This is a genomic window from Actinocatenispora rupis, assembly GCF_016861975.1.
Classification (GTDB): domain Bacteria; phylum Actinomycetota; class Actinomycetes; order Mycobacteriales; family Micromonosporaceae; genus Actinocatenispora; species Actinocatenispora rupis.
Genome location: NZ_BOMB01000024.1, coordinates 42376 through 58170, shown reverse-complemented (window position 1 = coordinate 58170; position 15795 = coordinate 42376). Strand labels below are relative to the sequence as shown.

The 15795-nt window shown below is 71.3% G+C and carries 12 protein-coding genes; 1 reads left to right on the top strand and 11 read right to left on the bottom strand.

What is annotated here, in order from left to right; genetic code table 11:
• Positions 1-61: 61 nt before the first annotated feature.
• The 6 genes from Aru02nite_RS21515 to Aru02nite_RS21490 form a co-directional block, all read right to left on the bottom strand.
• Positions 62-916, bottom strand: a complete 855-nt coding sequence (locus Aru02nite_RS21515; RefSeq protein ID WP_203660495.1) for an ABC transporter permease — start codon at positions 914-916, stop codon at positions 62-64.
• Positions 916-1893, bottom strand: a complete 978-nt coding sequence (locus Aru02nite_RS21510) for an ABC transporter permease (RefSeq protein ID WP_203660493.1) — start codon at positions 1891-1893, stop codon at positions 916-918. Before Aru02nite_RS21510 ends, Aru02nite_RS21515 begins: the two co-directional genes overlap by 1 nt.
• A 3-nt stretch (positions 1894-1896) precedes the next feature.
• A complete protein-coding gene (locus Aru02nite_RS21505) occupies positions 1897-3612 on the bottom strand; it encodes an ABC transporter substrate-binding protein (protein WP_203660491.1) in 1716 nt (571 codons plus the stop codon).
• Between the two features lie 148 nt (positions 3613-3760).
• Positions 3761-4720, bottom strand: a complete 960-nt coding sequence (locus tag Aru02nite_RS21500) for an ABC transporter ATP-binding protein (RefSeq protein WP_203660489.1) — start codon at positions 4718-4720, stop codon at positions 3761-3763.
• An 11-nt stretch (positions 4721-4731) separates the two neighbouring features.
• Positions 4732-5544 carry an ABC transporter permease gene (locus Aru02nite_RS21495; protein ID WP_203660487.1) on the bottom strand — a complete coding sequence of 271 codons (813 nt, stop codon included), beginning with the start codon at positions 5542-5544 and terminating at the stop codon, positions 4732-4734.
• Positions 5537-6370 (bottom strand): ABC transporter permease, encoded by an 834-nt coding sequence (locus tag Aru02nite_RS21490; protein WP_203660484.1) that lies wholly within the window; start codon positions 6368-6370, stop codon positions 5537-5539. Before Aru02nite_RS21490 ends, Aru02nite_RS21495 begins: the two co-directional genes overlap by 8 nt.
• 246 nt (positions 6371-6616) lie before the next feature.
• On the opposite strand from Aru02nite_RS21490, the gene Aru02nite_RS21485 reads away from it, so the two are divergent.
• The gene (locus Aru02nite_RS21485; RefSeq protein ID WP_203660482.1) at positions 6617-8266 is read left to right on the top strand and encodes a DHA2 family efflux MFS transporter permease subunit; all 1650 of its coding nucleotides are present in this window, start codon (positions 6617-6619) and stop codon (positions 8264-8266) included.
• A 658-nt stretch (positions 8267-8924) separates the two neighbouring features.
• Here the strand turns inward: Aru02nite_RS21485 and Aru02nite_RS21480 are convergent.
• The 5 genes from Aru02nite_RS21480 to Aru02nite_RS21460 all read right to left on the bottom strand — a co-directional run bounded on the left by Aru02nite_RS21480 (position 8925) and on the right by Aru02nite_RS21460 (position 15700).
• Entirely contained in the window at positions 8925-10157 is a 1233-nt protein-coding gene (locus Aru02nite_RS21480) for a DUF1444 domain-containing protein (protein ID WP_203660480.1), read from the bottom strand.
• A gap of 440 nt (positions 10158-10597) precedes the next feature.
• On the bottom strand, positions 10598-12034 hold the full coding sequence (gene obgE, locus Aru02nite_RS21475) for a GTPase ObgE (protein WP_203660478.1): 1437 nt from the start codon (positions 12032-12034) through the stop codon (positions 10598-10600).
• A 182-nt stretch (positions 12035-12216) separates the two neighbouring features.
• Positions 12217-12465 carry a 50S ribosomal protein L27 gene (rpmA, locus tag Aru02nite_RS21470; protein ID WP_203660476.1) on the bottom strand — a complete coding sequence of 83 codons (249 nt, stop codon included), beginning with the start codon at positions 12463-12465 and terminating at the stop codon, positions 12217-12219.
• 8 nt (positions 12466-12473) lie between these two features.
• Positions 12474-12800, bottom strand: coding sequence for a 50S ribosomal protein L21 (rplU, locus tag Aru02nite_RS21465; protein ID WP_203660473.1), 327 nt, complete (start codon positions 12798-12800; stop codon positions 12474-12476).
• Between the two features lie 224 nt (positions 12801-13024).
• Positions 13025-15700: an Rne/Rng family ribonuclease gene (locus Aru02nite_RS21460; protein ID WP_203660471.1), complete on the bottom strand. Its 2676-nt coding sequence runs from the start codon at positions 15698-15700 to the stop codon at positions 13025-13027.
• Positions 15701-15795 lie beyond the last annotated feature (95 nt).

The window sequence follows — 15795 nt, the reverse complement described above, 5'->3', positions numbered from 1 at the left end:
TCGCTTCGCCGATCGGCGGACGACGCAGTACCGGGGCTCGGCCGCAGCCGATCGTCCGTGCTCACCGGCCCGCCCCGAAACGCTTGCGGCGCTTGGGAAGCACCGTACGCAGGCGCGGGTTGGCGATCTCGTCGATGCCGAAGTTGAGCAGGCCGAGACCGGCGCCGATCAGCGCGATGCACAGGCCCGGCGGGATGAACCACCACCAGGCACCGACCAGCAGCGCCTGGTTGTTCTGCGCGAAGTACAGCATGGTGCCCCAACTGACGGTGGACAGGTTGGCAAGGCCGAGGAACGACAGGCCGGCCTCGGCGAGGATCGCGGCCAGTACGGTGGCGAGGAAGCTCGTCGCGATGACCGGGAACTCGACCGGCAGGATCTCGGCGAAGATGATCCGCCAGGCGCGCTCGCCGCTGGCCTTCGCGGCCTGCACGTAGTCCCGGCCGCGCAGCGTCAGCGTCTGCGCCCGCAGCACCCGCGCGCCCCACGCCCACCCGGTCACCGCGATCACCGCGGCCACCGACGTGACCCCGCGCGACGGCAGGTACCCGGCGAGCACGATCACCAGCGGCAGCGCCGGGAGTACCAGGAAGATGTTGGTGAGCAAGGAAAGCACCTCGTCGACCACGCCGCCGGCGTACCCGCCGATCAGACCGACCACAATGGACAGTACGGTCGCGATGAGCGCCGACAGCAGGCCGACGCCGAGCGAGACGCGCGCGCCGTACACGACCTGGGCGAGCACGTCCTGGCCGCTCTGCGTGGTACCGAGCCAGTGCGCGGCGGACGGTCCGGCGAGCCCGACGTCGGTGGTCTTCGTCGGGTCACCGTCGACGAGCACCGGGCCGACCAGCGCCAGCAGGATGAAGAAGACCAGGATCACGCCGCCGGCGATGATCTTCGGGGAGCGCGGCATCATGCCTCCTGCCGGGTGCGGGGATCCAGCGCCACGTAGCACAGGTCGGCGAGGAAGTTCGCCGCCAGTACCGCGAGCGAGATGATCAGGAAGATGCCCTGCATCAGCGGGAAGTCCTCGTTCTCCACGGCCTTCAGCAGCACCGAGCCGATCCCCGGGTACGAGAAGACGATCTCGGTGAGCACCGAGCCGCCGACCACGAAACCGAGCGACAGGGTGAAGCTCGTGATGTTCGGCAGGATCGCGTTGCGCGCGGCGTACGCCCACATGACGCGGCGGCTGGTCAGCCCCTTCGCCTCCGCCATCGTCACGTAGTCCTCGCCGAGGGTGGTCACCATGACGTTGCGCATGCCCATCACCCGGTCCGCGATCGACGCCACGACGATCGTGATCGCCGGCAGGATCGCGTGGTACGCCATGCTGCCGAGGAAGTCGCCGGTGAACCCGGGCTCCACGTCCAGCGAGTACGCACCCGACACCGGGAGCCAGGACAGCGTCACGCCGAACACCATCACCAGCGCGAGCGCGACCCAGAAGTACGGCACGGCCTGGAGGAACGTGGTGGCCGGCAGGATCGAGTCGAGCCACGTACCGCGGCGCCAGGCCGCGACCACACCGAGACCGGTGCCGATCACGTAGCTGATGATGGTGGCGATGCCGACCAGGCCGAGCGTCCACGGCAGGGCGCCGCCGATGACGCTGCTGACCTCCGTCGGGTACATGGTGATCGACCGGCCGAGCTCACCGTGCGCCAGGTTCCCCAGGTACGTCCAGTACTGGCTCCACAGGCTGCCGCCGGTCAACCCGAACGCGCGCTTCATCGCGGCGATGGCGTCCGGGTCGATCTGCCCGTTCATCCGGGCGACCATGAGGTCGACCGGATCCCCCGGCATCAGCCGGGGGATCAGGAAGTTGATGGTGATGGCGGCCCAGGCCGTGATCAGGTAGAACCCGAGCCGCCGCAGCAGGTAACGCAAGCGTCACACCGGCTTCAGGTGCAGGAGTACGACGGCGAGGTCCGGTGCGGTGGCCGGCGACGGCATCGCGTACGGGTCCTCCGCGCTCGGCCACCCCGTGTACTTCGTGGTCCGGTACAGCGACCACGACGGGCTGTCGAACAGCGGGATCACCGGTACCTGCTCGATCACGATCTTCGCCAGGCCCTGTACCGCGGCCTTCTGCTTGGCCACGTCGTCGGTCGCCTCGTACGCGGCGAGCAGCTTGTCGGTCTCGGCGTCCTTCCACCGGCCGTAGTTGCCCGTCGCGACCTGCCCGACCGGCTTGGTCAGCTTGCTCGACAGCATCTGCCGGAACAGGTAGAAGGGCGTCGGGCCGGCGACCGCGCCGCGCAGCGTGATGTCGAAGTCGCCCTTGCCGACCTTCGCCACCCAGTCCTGGATCGCCACGCCGCGTACGGTCATCGCGATGCCGACCTTGGCGAGGTCCTCCCGCATCAGCTGCGCCGCGTTCACGAAGTCCGTGTACGGCGACGGCACCAGCAGCTCGAACGCCAGCTTCTTGCTGCCGTACCCGGCCTTCGCGAGCAGTTCCTTGGCCTTCGCCTGGTTGACCGTGAACGTCGCGTCCTTGTACTCGGCCGGCACCCAGTCGGCGTTCGCCGGCATCGGCAGGCCGCTCGGGTGCGCCGCGCCGACGTACCCGCGCTCGGCGTTCTTCACCAGCCGGTCGCGGTCGATCGCGAGGCTGACCGCCTGGCGTACCTCCAGCTTGTCGAAGGGCGCCTTGGCGGTGTTGGCCATCAGGGCGTTGAGCCCCTCGGACGGGAAGAAGTGCTTGTTGTGCGCGGGGTCGTTGCGCTCGTAGATCTTCTTCAGGTCCGGCACGAACGCGCTGGCCCAGTCGATCTCACCGGTCTGCAGGCCGGTCTGCACCGCGCTCGCCGTGTACGCGGGGAACTTGACGACCGGGACCTTCGCCTTGCCCTTCCAGTACTTCGGGTTCGCCTTCACCTGGAACACCTGCGAGGAGAACGAACTCAGCGTGTACGGCCCGGTGCCGACCGGGTTCGGGTTCGTGAAGGTGCCGAGCTTCTTGCCGGCCAGCAGGTGCTTGGGCACGATGCCGACCTGACCCGCCAGGTTCCACAGCTTCGTGTACGACGTCGACGGGAACGTGAACACCACGGTGTCCTTGCCGCCCGCCTTGACGCCGGACAGCTCGACGCCGCCCTTGTTCAGCGACGGGTCGTCCAGCATCGACTGGTACGTGAAGACCACGTCGTCGACGGTCAGCGGCTTGCCGTCCGACCAGGTCACCCCGTCCCGCAGCGTCACGGTGAGCGTCTTGCCCCCGTCGCTCCACTCGTACTTGGTGGCGAGCCACGGCTGGATGTCGTTCGGCTTGAGCTTGTTGAAGAACAGCAACGGCTCGTAGAACAGTCCGACGGTGCCGACGTTCTGCGTCACCGCGTACGGGTTGAAGTTGCGCTGCCACGACCCGGTGTCGTTGACGTGCACGACCAGCGGCTTGCCGCTGCCCTTGCCGCTGCCGCCGTCCGGGCCGCAGCCGGCCAGCGCCGCGGCCAGCCCCAGCCCGGCCGCGGCGCCGAACACCGAGCGGCGCGACAGCCCCGCCCCCATCGCGTTGCGGACGGTCGCGTCGGCGCGCGAGCCGTCCGGACCTCCGGCGACCACCGCCGACCCGGGTCCGGGCCGCTGCCTCCGGTCTGCGCTCATGCTCGTTCCTTCCCGGCCTGGTGACCCACCCTGAGCCAACCATGTACGAGCTTGCTACATAGCCGGAAAGTTTCTTACGTCTTCTGGATTTAGTCAATGATTAACGCGAGATCTGATCACCGCGAGGTCCCAAACCGGCCCAATCGACTCAGGCGGGCTCCGCGTACAGCCGGGCGACGACCTCCTCGATGTCCGGCTCCAGCACCGACACGTCGCGCAGCGAACCCGTACCCGCGAGCGCCGCGACCAGGTCCCCCGCCGTACCGCCGGCAAGGCCGAACGTGACCCGGAACCCGTCCGCCGCAACGGTTTCCACCGTCGCGCCCGCCGGCACCGGCGTACCGTCCCACGGCGCGTCCAGGTCCACCACCACCCGCCGGCGCGAGTCGTACCGGGCGTGCAGCTCGGCCAGCGACCCGTCGTGTACGACCCGGCCGTGGTCGATGACCACCAGCCGGCGGCACAGCTTCTCGATGTCGGCCAGGTCGTGCGTGGTCAGTACGAGCGTGGTGTCGCCGGCCGCGCCCAGGTCCGCCAGGAACGACCGGACGGCCTGCTTGCTCACCACGTCCAGGCCGATCGTCGGCTCGTCCAGGAACAGCACCTCCGGGCCGTGCAGCAGCGCCGCGGTGATCTCACCGCGCATCCGCTGCCCGAGCGAGAGCTGGCGTACCGGGGTGTCGAGGAACTCGTCCAGGTCGAGCAGCCGGCGGCACTCCGCCAGCCGCGCCGCGTGCTCCGCCGACGGCACCCGGTACACGTAGCGCAGCAGCCGGAACGACTCGCGCAACGGCAGGTCCCACCACAGCTGCGAACGCTGCCCGAACACCACGCCGATCCGCCGGGCCAGCCTCGTACGCTGGGCGACGGGGCGCAGGCCGCACACCCGCGCCTCACCGCCCGACGGGCTCAACACACCCGTCAGCATCTTCAATGTCGTCGACTTGCCCGCGCCGTTCGGCCCGATGTACCCGAGCATCTCGCCGCGCTCGACGGCCAGGTCGATCCCGTCGACGGCGGCCACCGCGTGCCGGCGCCGGCGGAACCGCCCCGCCTTCCGGCGCACCGTGAACTCCTTGCGCAGCCCCGTCGTCTCGATGAGTGGCACAGCGATCCTCCCTAGGAACCGGTACTGCGGTAGTGGCGGACGCCGACGCGCCAGACGAGCGCCGCCGCGGTGGCCGCGAGTACCGCGACGAGCGGCGAGCACCACGGCAGGAAGCCCGGCGTACCGAGCGGGTCCGGGCGGCCGAGGAGCGCCAGGCCCGGGAAGTACGCGACGAAGGCGAAGCCCAGCGAGTACGCGAAGACGGCGCGGAACCAGCCCGGGTAGATGCCCACCGGGTAGATCGTGAAGTCGCGCCCACCGTACGTGAAGGCGTTGGCGAACTCGCCCGACTCCACGAACCAGAACGCCGTCGTCGACCCGGCCACGAACACCGCGCCGAAGATGACCGCACCCGACAGCGGCGCGATCACCACCAGTACGGTCCGGGCCGGCGTCCACGTCACGTCCGCCAGCGACAGCGCGACCACGAGTACCACCAGGGCCTGCGCCGCGCGGCCGATCCGGCGCGGCGAGAAGTCGCCGAACACCAGCTGCGGCAGCACCCGCAGCGGCCGCAGCAGCACCGCGTCGAACCGGCCCGTCCGGATGTACTCCCGCATCGTGTCGATGTTGCCCACGCACATGTCGCAGAGCTGGAACGCGGCGTTCGCCAGCCCCGCGATCAGCAGGCTGTCGGTGAACGAGAACCCGGCCAGCGCCGGCGTCACCCGGAACAGCACCAGTACCGACACCACGTCCAGCAGGGTGATCAGCGCGCTCGCCGCCGTGTCCAGCGCGAACGAGAACCGGTACTGCGTCTGCGCGCGCAGCTGCGCGCCGAGCAACGCCCGGTACGCCGCCGCGGTCGTCGGCCGGTCAGCCACCCTGCACCACCAGCCTGCGCTCGGCGCGGCGCTGCACGACCACCGCCGCCGCCAGCATCACGGCCGCCCAGCACCCCTGGACGGCGAGCACCGTCGCCTGGTGCCCCGCCGTACCGCGCTCGACGACCACGTCCACCGGCGCCTGCAGGATCGACGGGAACGGCGTCGCGTACCACAGCACCGCCTGCGCCCAGCCGGGCAGGAACGCGATCGGGAAGTACATGCCGGTCAGGGCGTTGGAGCAGAGCAGCCAGGCCATGATCACGCCCCGGATGTCCAGCAACCAGAACGCCGTCAGGTTCACCAGGTACCGCACGCCGAACGACACCACCGTCGCGAACAGCATGCTCAGCAGGAACAACGGGTACGTGGCCGGCCGGTGCGGCAGGTACAGGTCGAAGGCGATCAGGCCGACGACCATCGGCAGCACGAACCGGCTGCACAGCGCGAACGCGGCCCGGCCCAGGTCGGCGGCCAGGTAGCTGAGCACCGGGTGGACCGGGCGCAGGAGGTCGGACTGGACGTCGCCGGTACGTACCCGGTCGGACAGCTCGGTCCAGCCCCACAGCTGGACCACGGCGAGCAGGCCCTGACCGACCCACACGTACGTGGCGAGCTGCGGTCCCCGGTAACCGGCGGCGACCCCGCCCGCGCCGGCCGCCACGGCCAGCATCACCGAGGTACGCAGGAACCCGAAGACGGTGTTGGTGAACGCACCGGCCAGCATGGCCTGCCGGTACGTGGCCCAGCGGCGGAAACCGGCCCCGGCCAGGGCCATTCCGGTACGCAGGGCGGGAGGTGACAGCACGGTGGAAACGGTGCCCATGGAACTCCTCGGCCACATCTCATGGCGCCACGGGCAGACCGGTGGAGGGCGGCGGGAGCGCCCGCCACGGCCGCGCCGCGGACGCGGCTGGCGGTAGCAGGAGCCCGCTCTTGGCTTCGTGGGGCCGAACTCCGGCACACCACACCCCGGGCAAGCCCGCCGATATTACCCATGTCGTGATGTCCGTGCAGCCCGATTTTCCGGTGGCCGCCGGCGCCGGCCGTACCCGCGGCCTAGCGTGGGAGGATGCCTGGCGGAACGCCCGCGCGGCACCGGATCAAGGGCAACCCGTGGGTCGTCCTGATCGCCATGTGCCTCGGCTTCTTCATGATCCTGCTGGACACCACGATCGTCACGATCGCGATCCCGGCCATCAGCGACGGCCTCAACGCCTCGCTCGACGACATCCTCTGGATCCAGAGCGGCTACGTCCTCGTCTACGCCGTACTGCTGATCACGGCGGGGCGGCTCGGCGACATGTTCGGCGCCAAGTCGATCTACCTGATCGGACTGGTCGTGTTCGTCGTCGCGTCCGCCGCCTGCGGCTTCGCCAGCAACCCCGACCAGCTCATCGCCGCCCGGGTGGTGCAGGGCGTCGGCGGCGCGCTGCTCAGCCCACAGTCGCTGGCCATCATCACCCGGATCTTCCCCGCCGAACGCCGCGGCGTCGCGTTCGGCATCTGGGGTGCGGTCGCCGGGGTCGCCGCCGTCGCCGGCCCCACCCTCGGCGGCCTGCTCATCACGTACGCCAGCTGGGAGTGGATCTTCTACCTGAACGTACCGATCGGGATCATCGCGTTCGCGCTGTCCGCCTGGACCGTGCCCGGGCGGGGCGAACAACGCCGCCACCACTTCGACATCGTCGGCACCGTCCTCGTCAGCGTCGCCCTCTTCCTCATCACGTACGGGCTCATCGAGGGCGAGCGCTACCACTGGGGCACCATCCGCGGCTTCGTCACGATCCCGCTCGTCATCGGCGCCGGCGTCGTCGTGCTCATCGCGTTCCTGCTCACCCAGTACTACAACCGCCGCGAACCCCTCGTCCCGTTCTCGATCCTGCGCGACCGCAACTTCTCCCTGATGAACCTGGTCTCGCTGGCCATGTCGTTCGGCATGCTCGGCATGTTCCTGCCGCTGACCATCTACCTCCAGTCCGTACTCGGACTGTCCGCGTTCGACGCCGGGCTCACCCTCGCCCCGATGCCGCTCGTGTCCCTGTTCATCGCACCGTTCACCGGCCGGCTCGCCGACCGCATCGGCGGCAAGTACATCCTGCTCACCGGGCTCGTCCTGTTCGGCACCGGCATGGCGTACCTGATCGCCGTCGCCGAAGTGCACAGCAGCCGGCTCACGTTCCTGCCCGCCCTGCTCATCGCCGGCGTCGGAATGGGCGGCATCTTCGCCCCGCTCACCACCGAAGCCATGCGCGGCATCCCGCCCCGGCTCTCCGGCGCCGCATCCGGCGTCTTCAACACCACGCGCCAGCTCGGCGCCGTCATCGGTACCGCCGCCGTCGGGGCACTGCTGTCCGCGCAACTGTCCGGCAAACTCACCCAGTCCGCGCAACAGCACGCGCAGGCACTGCCGCCGGCGTTCCGCTCCCGGTTCGTCGACGGGTTCTCGCACGTATCCGGCAGCCTCGACGTCGGCACCCACCACCCGTCACCCGCGCTACCACCCGGCATACCCGCCCAGGTCGCCGATCAGATCAGGGCACTCGCCGTCGACACGTTCCGCGTCGCGTTCGTCGACGCCATGAAACCCACCCTGCTCCTGCCCATCGCCGTACTCGCCCTCGCCGCCGTGTCCTGCCTCTTCCTCAAGGGCCGCCGCCCCACCCCGCCCGAAACCAGCGCCGACGAAACCGCCCCGGCACAAGCCCGCCCACCTCACTGACCTCCCGCGTACGCCTGCGCGCACGTGGACGTACGGTCGATCCGGGGCTCTGACCTGGGGTGATGTTTCTGCGTCGCCATATTGTTCAACTGTCTCATTGTTCAACAGTTGGACAATTGAACAATGAGATGTTGTTCAACAATTGAACAATCGAACGCTGCGCTCATGAACAGATACCCTACGAGTCACGCGCGCCGGGTCGCGTCGGCCCAGCGCGCCATCGGAGCCGCGCCACCCGCCCCCGCCGCTCGCCTCAGCACAAGGCACCGTCGACGCGATTCCCACGCGCACCCGCGTCACCCAAAGCACCGTCGGCACGGCGCGCATTCCGGCCACGTCAGTTCAGGGGCGCCGACAGCGCAGCACGCGGTCGCGTCAGCCCAAGGCGCCGTCGGCGTGGCGCCCCACTCCGGTCACGTCAGTTCAGCGGCGCTGTCAGCGCAGCACACCGCTCGCGTCAGCCCAGCGCGCCATAAGCGCGGCGCCGCACGCCACACGCCGGTCGCCTCAGTCCAAGGCACCCTCAGCGCGGCGCCACATTCCGGTCACGTCAGTTCAGCGGCGCCGTCAGCGCAGCGCGCCGTCGGCGGCGCCGCACGCCACACGCCGCTCGCCTCAATCCAAGGCACCGTCGGCGCGGTGCCAGACGCCGGTCGCGTCAGCCCAACGCTCCGTCGGCGCGGTGCCAGGCGCCGGTGACGAGGCGGCGCCAGGAGTCCCCGGTCGGCCACAACCCCACCCGGTACCGCGGCGGCACCAGCCCCGGCACGCGCCGCGGCGCCGCGCCGGACATCAAGGTGTCCCAGCCGATCAGCCACGATTCGCGCCGGTCGGCGCCGACGAGCGCGACCCGGTCGGTGACCGGCAGCAGCGTCGCCACGTCCTGCCGCCACGTCGACACGCTCGACGGCGCGGCCCGGTCGGGCTCGACCAGCAGGTAGCTGGCCACCGAGACCCGTTGCGCCACCGACCAGTCCGCGCGTAGCAGGTCCGCCTGCGTGTCGTACGCGGAGGCGGCGAGCAGCCGGTCCGCCCGCGCCGCCGCGTCGTACGCCGGGTGGTCCGGGGGAACCCGGTACGGCATGACCCGGCCGGCCGTGTCCGCCGTGTACGCGACCGGCGACACCGCCCGCGTCGACTCCCGGTACTCCGCGGCCACGATGTCGAACATCTCCGCCACCTGCGGCCCGTCGCGTACGACGAGGAGGCTGTCGCGGTCGGGTGCGAACGCCACCGGCCGGCCGCCGACCAGCTCACCGAGCCCGGCGAGCCAGCCCGGTACGAGCAGCCGGGACACCCAGTACGCCGCGCCGTCGTCGACGAACCGCAGCACGGCCGGCTCGCGGCGCGCCGCGGACAGCACCTCGCGCCGGTCCGCCGCCAGGTTCGCCCGCGCCACGGCGAACACGTCCGCCACCGACACCCGCCACGACGCCACCAGGTCGCGCGTCACGTACCCGATGGTGGTGGGCAGGTCGACCACCACGACCTCGTCCAGGAACGGCAGCGCCGCCCGTCGTACGAGCGACTCGCCGTCGCGCCCGGACCCCGGGGCGCTGCGTCCCACGGCCGTCCCGCACAGCACCGGCCGCAGCAGCGACGCGGCCGCACCCCACTCGCGCGGCACCGTCGCCGGCTCCGTCATCGACGCCACGTACCGGGCCAGCGCCGCGTCCCGTGGCTCCCCCGCCAGTCCCGCGCACTCCGCGTACAGGCTCCCCAGGTACGCCCAGTTCACAACGCCGCCGACGACCCGCCGGTACCCGATCGCGAACCGCTCCGCCGAGTACCAGCTGTCCACCACCCCGGGGCTGCCCTGGAACCGGCGCAGCAGCTCACGTCCGAACCGGTCCTGCATGGACCCGCCGCGGCGCGCCAGCCCACCACCCATCGCCGCCCCTCCCCGCGACCACGACCTCAGCCGAACCCCCGTCACCGTACCCCCGCCCACCCACTCCCCCCGAACCCCCGAACCCCCGGTACGAGGGGACAGCACAACAGGGCGAATGACCAGCGCAGAGCAGCAAGGCCCGGACGGTGCCCCGGTGGATCGAGCCACTTCGGTTGGCGCACAAGGACTTGGGTCGGTGCAGAGAGGCGAACGCAAAAGCATCGGCCTACTCAGGGGGATCCACAAGGGGGCGGATCCCCCTGTGCAGGAGAGAGCGCGAGAGAGGACGGAGTCCTCTCTCGCGCCCCCAAGCCCTGGCAAGGGCGCTCAACACCGGGGAAAGAAGCCCCACGAGAGCGGCGAACACCCGCAACGCCATGCACAACACGAGAACGGCGAGCGCGCCGAGCGAGTACCCGGAGAGTCCTGACCCGGGAAGGTCAGGAGTCGTCCTCCCCATCCCACTCGCCGTCGACGTCGACCCGGTCCCGCCGTGCCTTCCGCGCGGCGAGCCGGTCCGCCGCGCCGACCCGCGAGTTGTCCTCCAGCCGGTAGTCGGTGCCGAGCCGCCCCGGTACGAAGTCGCCCGCGGACATCGTCGGCTCCCAGTCGAACTCGACGGTCCCGATCCGTACGGGCGCGCCGGGCATCGCGCCGGCCCCCGCGAGCGCGTCCTCGACGCCGAGCCGCGCGAGCCGGTCCGCCAGGTACCCGATGGCTTCGTTGTTGGAGAAGTCGGTCTGCCGCACCCAGCGCTCGGGCCGCGGCCCGCGCACCACGTACGTCCCGTCGGCGTCCTGCTCGACCGTGAACTGCCGGTCGTCGACGGCCGTCGGGCGCAGTACGATCCGGGTCGGCTCCGCCGGCGGGTGCGCCGCCCGGTACTCCGACACCGCCCGCGCCAGCGCGAACCCGAACTCCCGCAGCCCCTCCCGGGTCACCGCGGACACCTCGAAGATCGGCCAGCCCCGCGACGCCAGGTCGGCCGTGACGATCTCGGCCAGCTCCCGCCCGTGCGGTACGTCGACCTTGTTCAGCGCGACGATCCGCGGCCGGTCCGCCAGCCCCCCGTACTCGGACAGCTCGGCCTCGATAGCGTCGATGTCGCTCGCCGGGTCACGCCCCGGCTCCTCGGTGGCCAGGTCGACCACGTGCACCAGCACCGCGCACCGCTCGATGTGCCGGAGGAAGTCCAGCCCGAGCCCCTTGCCCTGCGCCGCACCCGGAATCAGCCCCGGTACGTCCGCGATCGTGAACGTCACCTCGCCCGCGCGCACCACGCCGAGGTTGGGCTGGAGGGTGGTGAACGGGTAGTCGGCGATCTTCGGCCGCGCCGCGGACAGTACCGAGATCAGCGACGACTTGCCCGCGCTCGGGAAGCCGACCAGCCCCACGTCCGCGACACTCTTCAGCTCCAGTACGACGTCGCACGCCTCGCCCGGCTCACCCAACTCAGCGAACCCCGGCGCCTTGCGCCGCGAGTTGGCCAGCGCCGCGTTGCCGCGCCCGCCGCGCCCACCCGTCGCCACCACGAAGCTCGTACCCGGGCCGACCAGGTCCGCGAGTACTTCGCCGTCCGGCGTCTGCACCACCGTGCCGTCCGGCACCCGTACGCGCAGCTCGGAGCCCGTCGCGCCGTCCCGGTCGGAACCCTGGCCGGGGCGGCCGTTCTCCGCCTTCAGATGCGGCCGGAAGTGGAAGTCCAGCAGCGTGTGCACGCCCGGGTCGACCTCCAGGACGACGTCGCCGCCGCGCCCGCCGTTGCCCCCGTCCGGCCCGCCCAGCGGCTTGAACTTCTCCCGGTGGATGGACATGCAACCGTGCCCACCGTTGCCCGCCTGCACGTGCAGCACGGTGCGATCCACGAACGTCGTCATGAGATGTCTCCGAAGTGTGCCGTGGTGCGTGGGCACACCGGACGGCCAGCGACGACAGAACGGGCGGGCCGGTAGCTACCGGCCCGCCCGTCCCACGGCTTGCCTCCCCGCCTGCGCGGGGGTCCGGGGCGCCACGCCCCGATGACCGCGACGGCCACGCCGCCACGGCTTACGACGCGCGGTCAGCTCACCACGCTGATGACGCGGCGGCCACGCTTGTAGCCGAACTCGACCGTACCCGCGGACAGCGCGAACAGCGTGTCGTCCTTGCCACGGCCGACCTGGTCGCCCGGGTGGAACTTGGTGCCGCGCTGACGCAGCAGGATCTCGCCGGCGTTGACCGACTGGCCGCCGAAGCGCTTCACGCCGAGCCGCTGAGCGTTGGAGTCGCGACCGTTCCGCGAGCTCGACGCACCCTTCTTGTGTGCCATCTCGGCGCCTACTTCCCGCTCTCGATGCCGGTCACCTTCACCTGGGTCAGCGGCTGGCGGTGACCCTGGCGCTTGTGGTAGCCGGTCTTGTTCTTGAACTTGTGGATCCGGATCTTCGGGCCCTTGGTGTGAGCGACCAGCTCGCCGGTCACCTCGACCTCGGCCAGTACGGCCGGGTCGGTCGTGACGGTGGTGTCGTCACCCTCGCCGTCGACGAGCAGCACCGTGGGCAGCGTCACCGTGTCGCCGGGCTCGCCCTGGAGCTTCTCGACCTCGATCACGTCGCCCTCGGCGACCTTGTACTGCTTGCCGCCGGTCTTGACGATCGCGTACATGGGACGCAGGTCTCCCTCTGTGGTTCGGTGCCACGGCACTGAAATGGTGCGGTGCTCGCGGGCGATCTGGCTGGTCGTGCGCCCTCGGGCCGCTGCCGCTTGCACGGGGGCCGGGGCACACAGAGCCGGTGACGCACGAAGTACGCCGCCGGTAAGAGTACGTCATGCCGCGCCCGGTCCCCAAACCGGCCACCTGCTCACGGCGGCCGGCCCGGGGTACCCGGTCACGAGTCGGCGCTGACAGTCTCCGCCGGTACCGGCTGCTCGTCGGTGGTGCCCGTCTTGCGCCGCCGGGACGTCGAACGGCGGCGGCTGCGCGGCGCAGGTTCCTCGGCGTCCGCGGCGACCGCCACGTCCGACTCGGCCTCGTCCGAGGTCGCCGGCTCCGGTACCGAGTCGGCCACCGGTACCGGATGCTCCTCGGCCGGCTCCGCGGCCTCGGCGGACCGGTCCTTGTCCTTGTCCTTGCGGCGCCGCTTGCCCTTGCCCTCGTCCGCCTTGTGCGTGTCCTTGTGGGTGTCCTTGTGCCCGTCGGACTGCTTCGACTTCGCCGGACCCGGCTCCAGGTGGACGATGATGCCGCGGCCCTTGCAGTGCTCGCAGGTCTCGCTGAACGCGTCGATCAGCGGCTGGCCGAGCCGCTTGCGGGTCATCTGCACCAGGCCCAGCGACGTGATCTCGGTGACCTGGTGCTTCGTCCGGTCCCGGCCCAGGCACTCGGTCAGCCGGCGCAGTACCAGCTCGCGGTTGCTCTCCAGCACCATGTCGATGAAGTCGATCACGATGATGCCGCCGACGTCCCGGAGCCGGAGCTGACGGACGATCTCCTCCGCCGCCTCCAGGTTGTTCCGGGTGACCGTCTCCTCCAGGTTCCCCCCGGAACCGATGAACTTGCCGGTGTTGACGTCGATCACCGTCATCGCCTCGGTACGGTCGATGACCAGCGACCCGCCGCTCGGCAGGAACACCTTGCGGTCCAGCGCCTTCATCAGCTGCTCGTCCACCCGCAGGTCGACGAACACGTCCGAGTTGCCGACGTGCTGCCGCAGCCGGCCCACCAGATCCGGCGACACGTGCTCGACGTACTCGCCGACCTGGTCCCACGCGTCGGAGCCCTGGACCACCAGCTCCTTGAAGTCCTCGTTGAACAGGTCCCGGACGACCCGGATGACCAGGTCCGGCTCCTCGTACAGCAGGGAGGGGGCGCTGGCCGACTTCGACTTCTTCTCGATCGTCTCCCACAGCGCCTGGAGCCGGGACACGTCGCGGGACAGCTCGTCCTCGGTCGCACCCTCCGCCGCGGTACGCACGATCACGCCCGCGTGCTCCGGCACCAGCTTCTTCAGTACGTCACGGAGGCGCTTGCGCTCGGTGTCCGGCAGCTTGCGGCTGATGCCCGACGCGTGCCCGCCCGGCACGTACACCAGGTGGCGGCCGGAGAGGGTGACGTGGCTGGTCAGCCGCGCGCCCTTGTGGCCGATCGGGTCCTTCGTGACCTGTACGAGCACCGCGTCACCGGGCTTCAACGCCTTCTCGATCGCCCGAGTGCGGCCCTCCAGGCCCGCGGAGTCCCAGTTCACCTCGCCCGCGTACAGCACGGCGTTGCGGCCGCGGCCGATGTCGATGAACGCCGCCTCCATGCTCGGCAGCACGTTCTGCACCTTGCCCAGGTACACGTTGCCGACCATGGTCGCGCCGGACGCCTGCGCCACGTAGTGCTCGACGAGTACACCGTCCTCCAGGACGGCGATCTGGGTACGGTCGCCCGCCTGGCGTACCACCATGCTGCGGTCCACCGCCTCGCGGCGCGCCAGGAACTCCGACTCCGACAGGATCGGCGGCCGGGTACGGCGCTGCTCGCGGCCGTCCCGCCGGCGCTGGCGCTTGGCCTCCAGCCGGGTCGAACCCGACACGCCCTGTACCTCGTCGGCGACCTTGCGCGGCTCGCGGACCTTGACCACCACGTTCGCCGGCTCGTCCGGCGACGGCTCCGACTCGCCCGCCGAACCGCGGCGGCGCCGGCGGCGACGACGCCGTACGCCGTCGCCCTCCTCGGACTCGTCGGCCGCGGCCGGCTCGCCGGACTCCTCGTCCGACTCGCCGCCGGTCTCCGGCTCGTCGCTCGCGCCCTTGCCGCGGCCCCGGCCACGGCGGCCACGGCGGCGGCGGTGCCGGCCGTCCTCGTCCGTCTCGTCCTGTTCCGTACTCTCGGCCGCGGGCTCCTCCGCCGGCTCCTCGGCGGCAGCGGCGGCCCGACCCCGGCTCCGCGTACGCGTGGCGCGCGGCTCGGTCTCCTCGTCCTCCGCCCCCCGCGTACGGGTGCGGCCACGCGGCTCGGCCTCCTCGGCCTCCGCGGCGCGGGCCCGGGTACGGCTGCGCGGCTCGTCCGACTCGGTCGCAACGCGCTTCACCGGCGTCGGCGCGGTCGGCTCCGGCGCCACGAACAGCACCGCGGCCGGTCCGGGCGGGCTCGCGGCACGCCGCCGGGACGGCGCCTCCTCGGCCGGTTCCCGCTGGTCCGCGGGCTCTGCGACCTGCTTCTCCGCGGGCTCCGGCGCCTGCTGCGCGGCCGGAACGGTGTCCTCGGCGGTCTTCGTACCGCGGCGGCGGGTGCGGGTCTTCCTGACCGGTTCCTCGTCCGCGGGCGGCTCGGCCGGTGGGGCGGACGCGACGGGCGCCGGTTCCGCGACCGGCTCCGGCGGCGTGGCGAGGGGCTTCGGCGGGCCCGCGCTACGGGTTGCCCTGCGGCGGGTCCGGCTGGTCGACGCGGGCTCCGCGTCCCCGTTGGCCGGCGCCGTACCGGAAGATCCCGCGGCGGAACGGTCTGTGCTATCTGCGCCGGTGGCCGCGGGCGCAGTTGCTGCGTCCGCGTCGGCGCCAGTGGGCTCGTTGTCGAGCATCCGGGCGTTCTCCAGTTCTACCGCCCCCGGGCGCGTGTACGCAGCCACGCGGGGGTGGTCACAAGTCGAGCGGCCCTGCCGGGCCACCCGAAGTC

What these genes read in the sequence shown, in the direction of transcription:
- Aru02nite_RS21515 (WP_203660495.1), bottom strand. Translation starts at nt 916, where the DNA reads ATGCCGCGCTCCCCGAAGATCATCGCCGGCGGCGTGATCCTGGTCTTC.
- Aru02nite_RS21505 (WP_203660491.1), bottom strand. Translation starts at nt 3,612, where the DNA reads ATGAGCGCAGACCGGAGGCAGCGGCCCGGACCCGGGTCGGCGGTGGTC.
- Aru02nite_RS21490 (WP_203660484.1), bottom strand. Translation starts at nt 6,370, where the DNA reads ATGGGCACCGTTTCCACCGTGCTGTCACCTCCCGCCCTGCGTACCGGA.
- Aru02nite_RS21485 (WP_203660482.1), top strand. Translation starts at nt 6,617, where the DNA reads ATGCCTGGCGGAACGCCCGCGCGGCACCGGATCAAGGGCAACCCGTGG.
- Aru02nite_RS21480 (WP_203660480.1), bottom strand. Translation starts at nt 10,157, where the DNA reads ATGGGTGGTGGGCTGGCGCGCCGCGGCGGGTCCATGCAGGACCGGTTC.
- obgE (WP_203660478.1), bottom strand. Translation starts at nt 12,034, where the DNA reads ATGACGACGTTCGTGGATCGCACCGTGCTGCACGTGCAGGCGGGCAAC.
- rpmA (WP_203660476.1), bottom strand. Translation starts at nt 12,465, where the DNA reads ATGGCACACAAGAAGGGTGCGTCGAGCTCGCGGAACGGTCGCGACTCC.
- rplU (WP_203660473.1), bottom strand. Translation starts at nt 12,800, where the DNA reads ATGTACGCGATCGTCAAGACCGGCGGCAAGCAGTACAAGGTCGCCGAG.
- Aru02nite_RS21460 (WP_203660471.1), bottom strand. Translation starts at nt 15,700, where the DNA reads ATGCTCGACAACGAGCCCACTGGCGCCGACGCGGACGCAGCAACTGCG.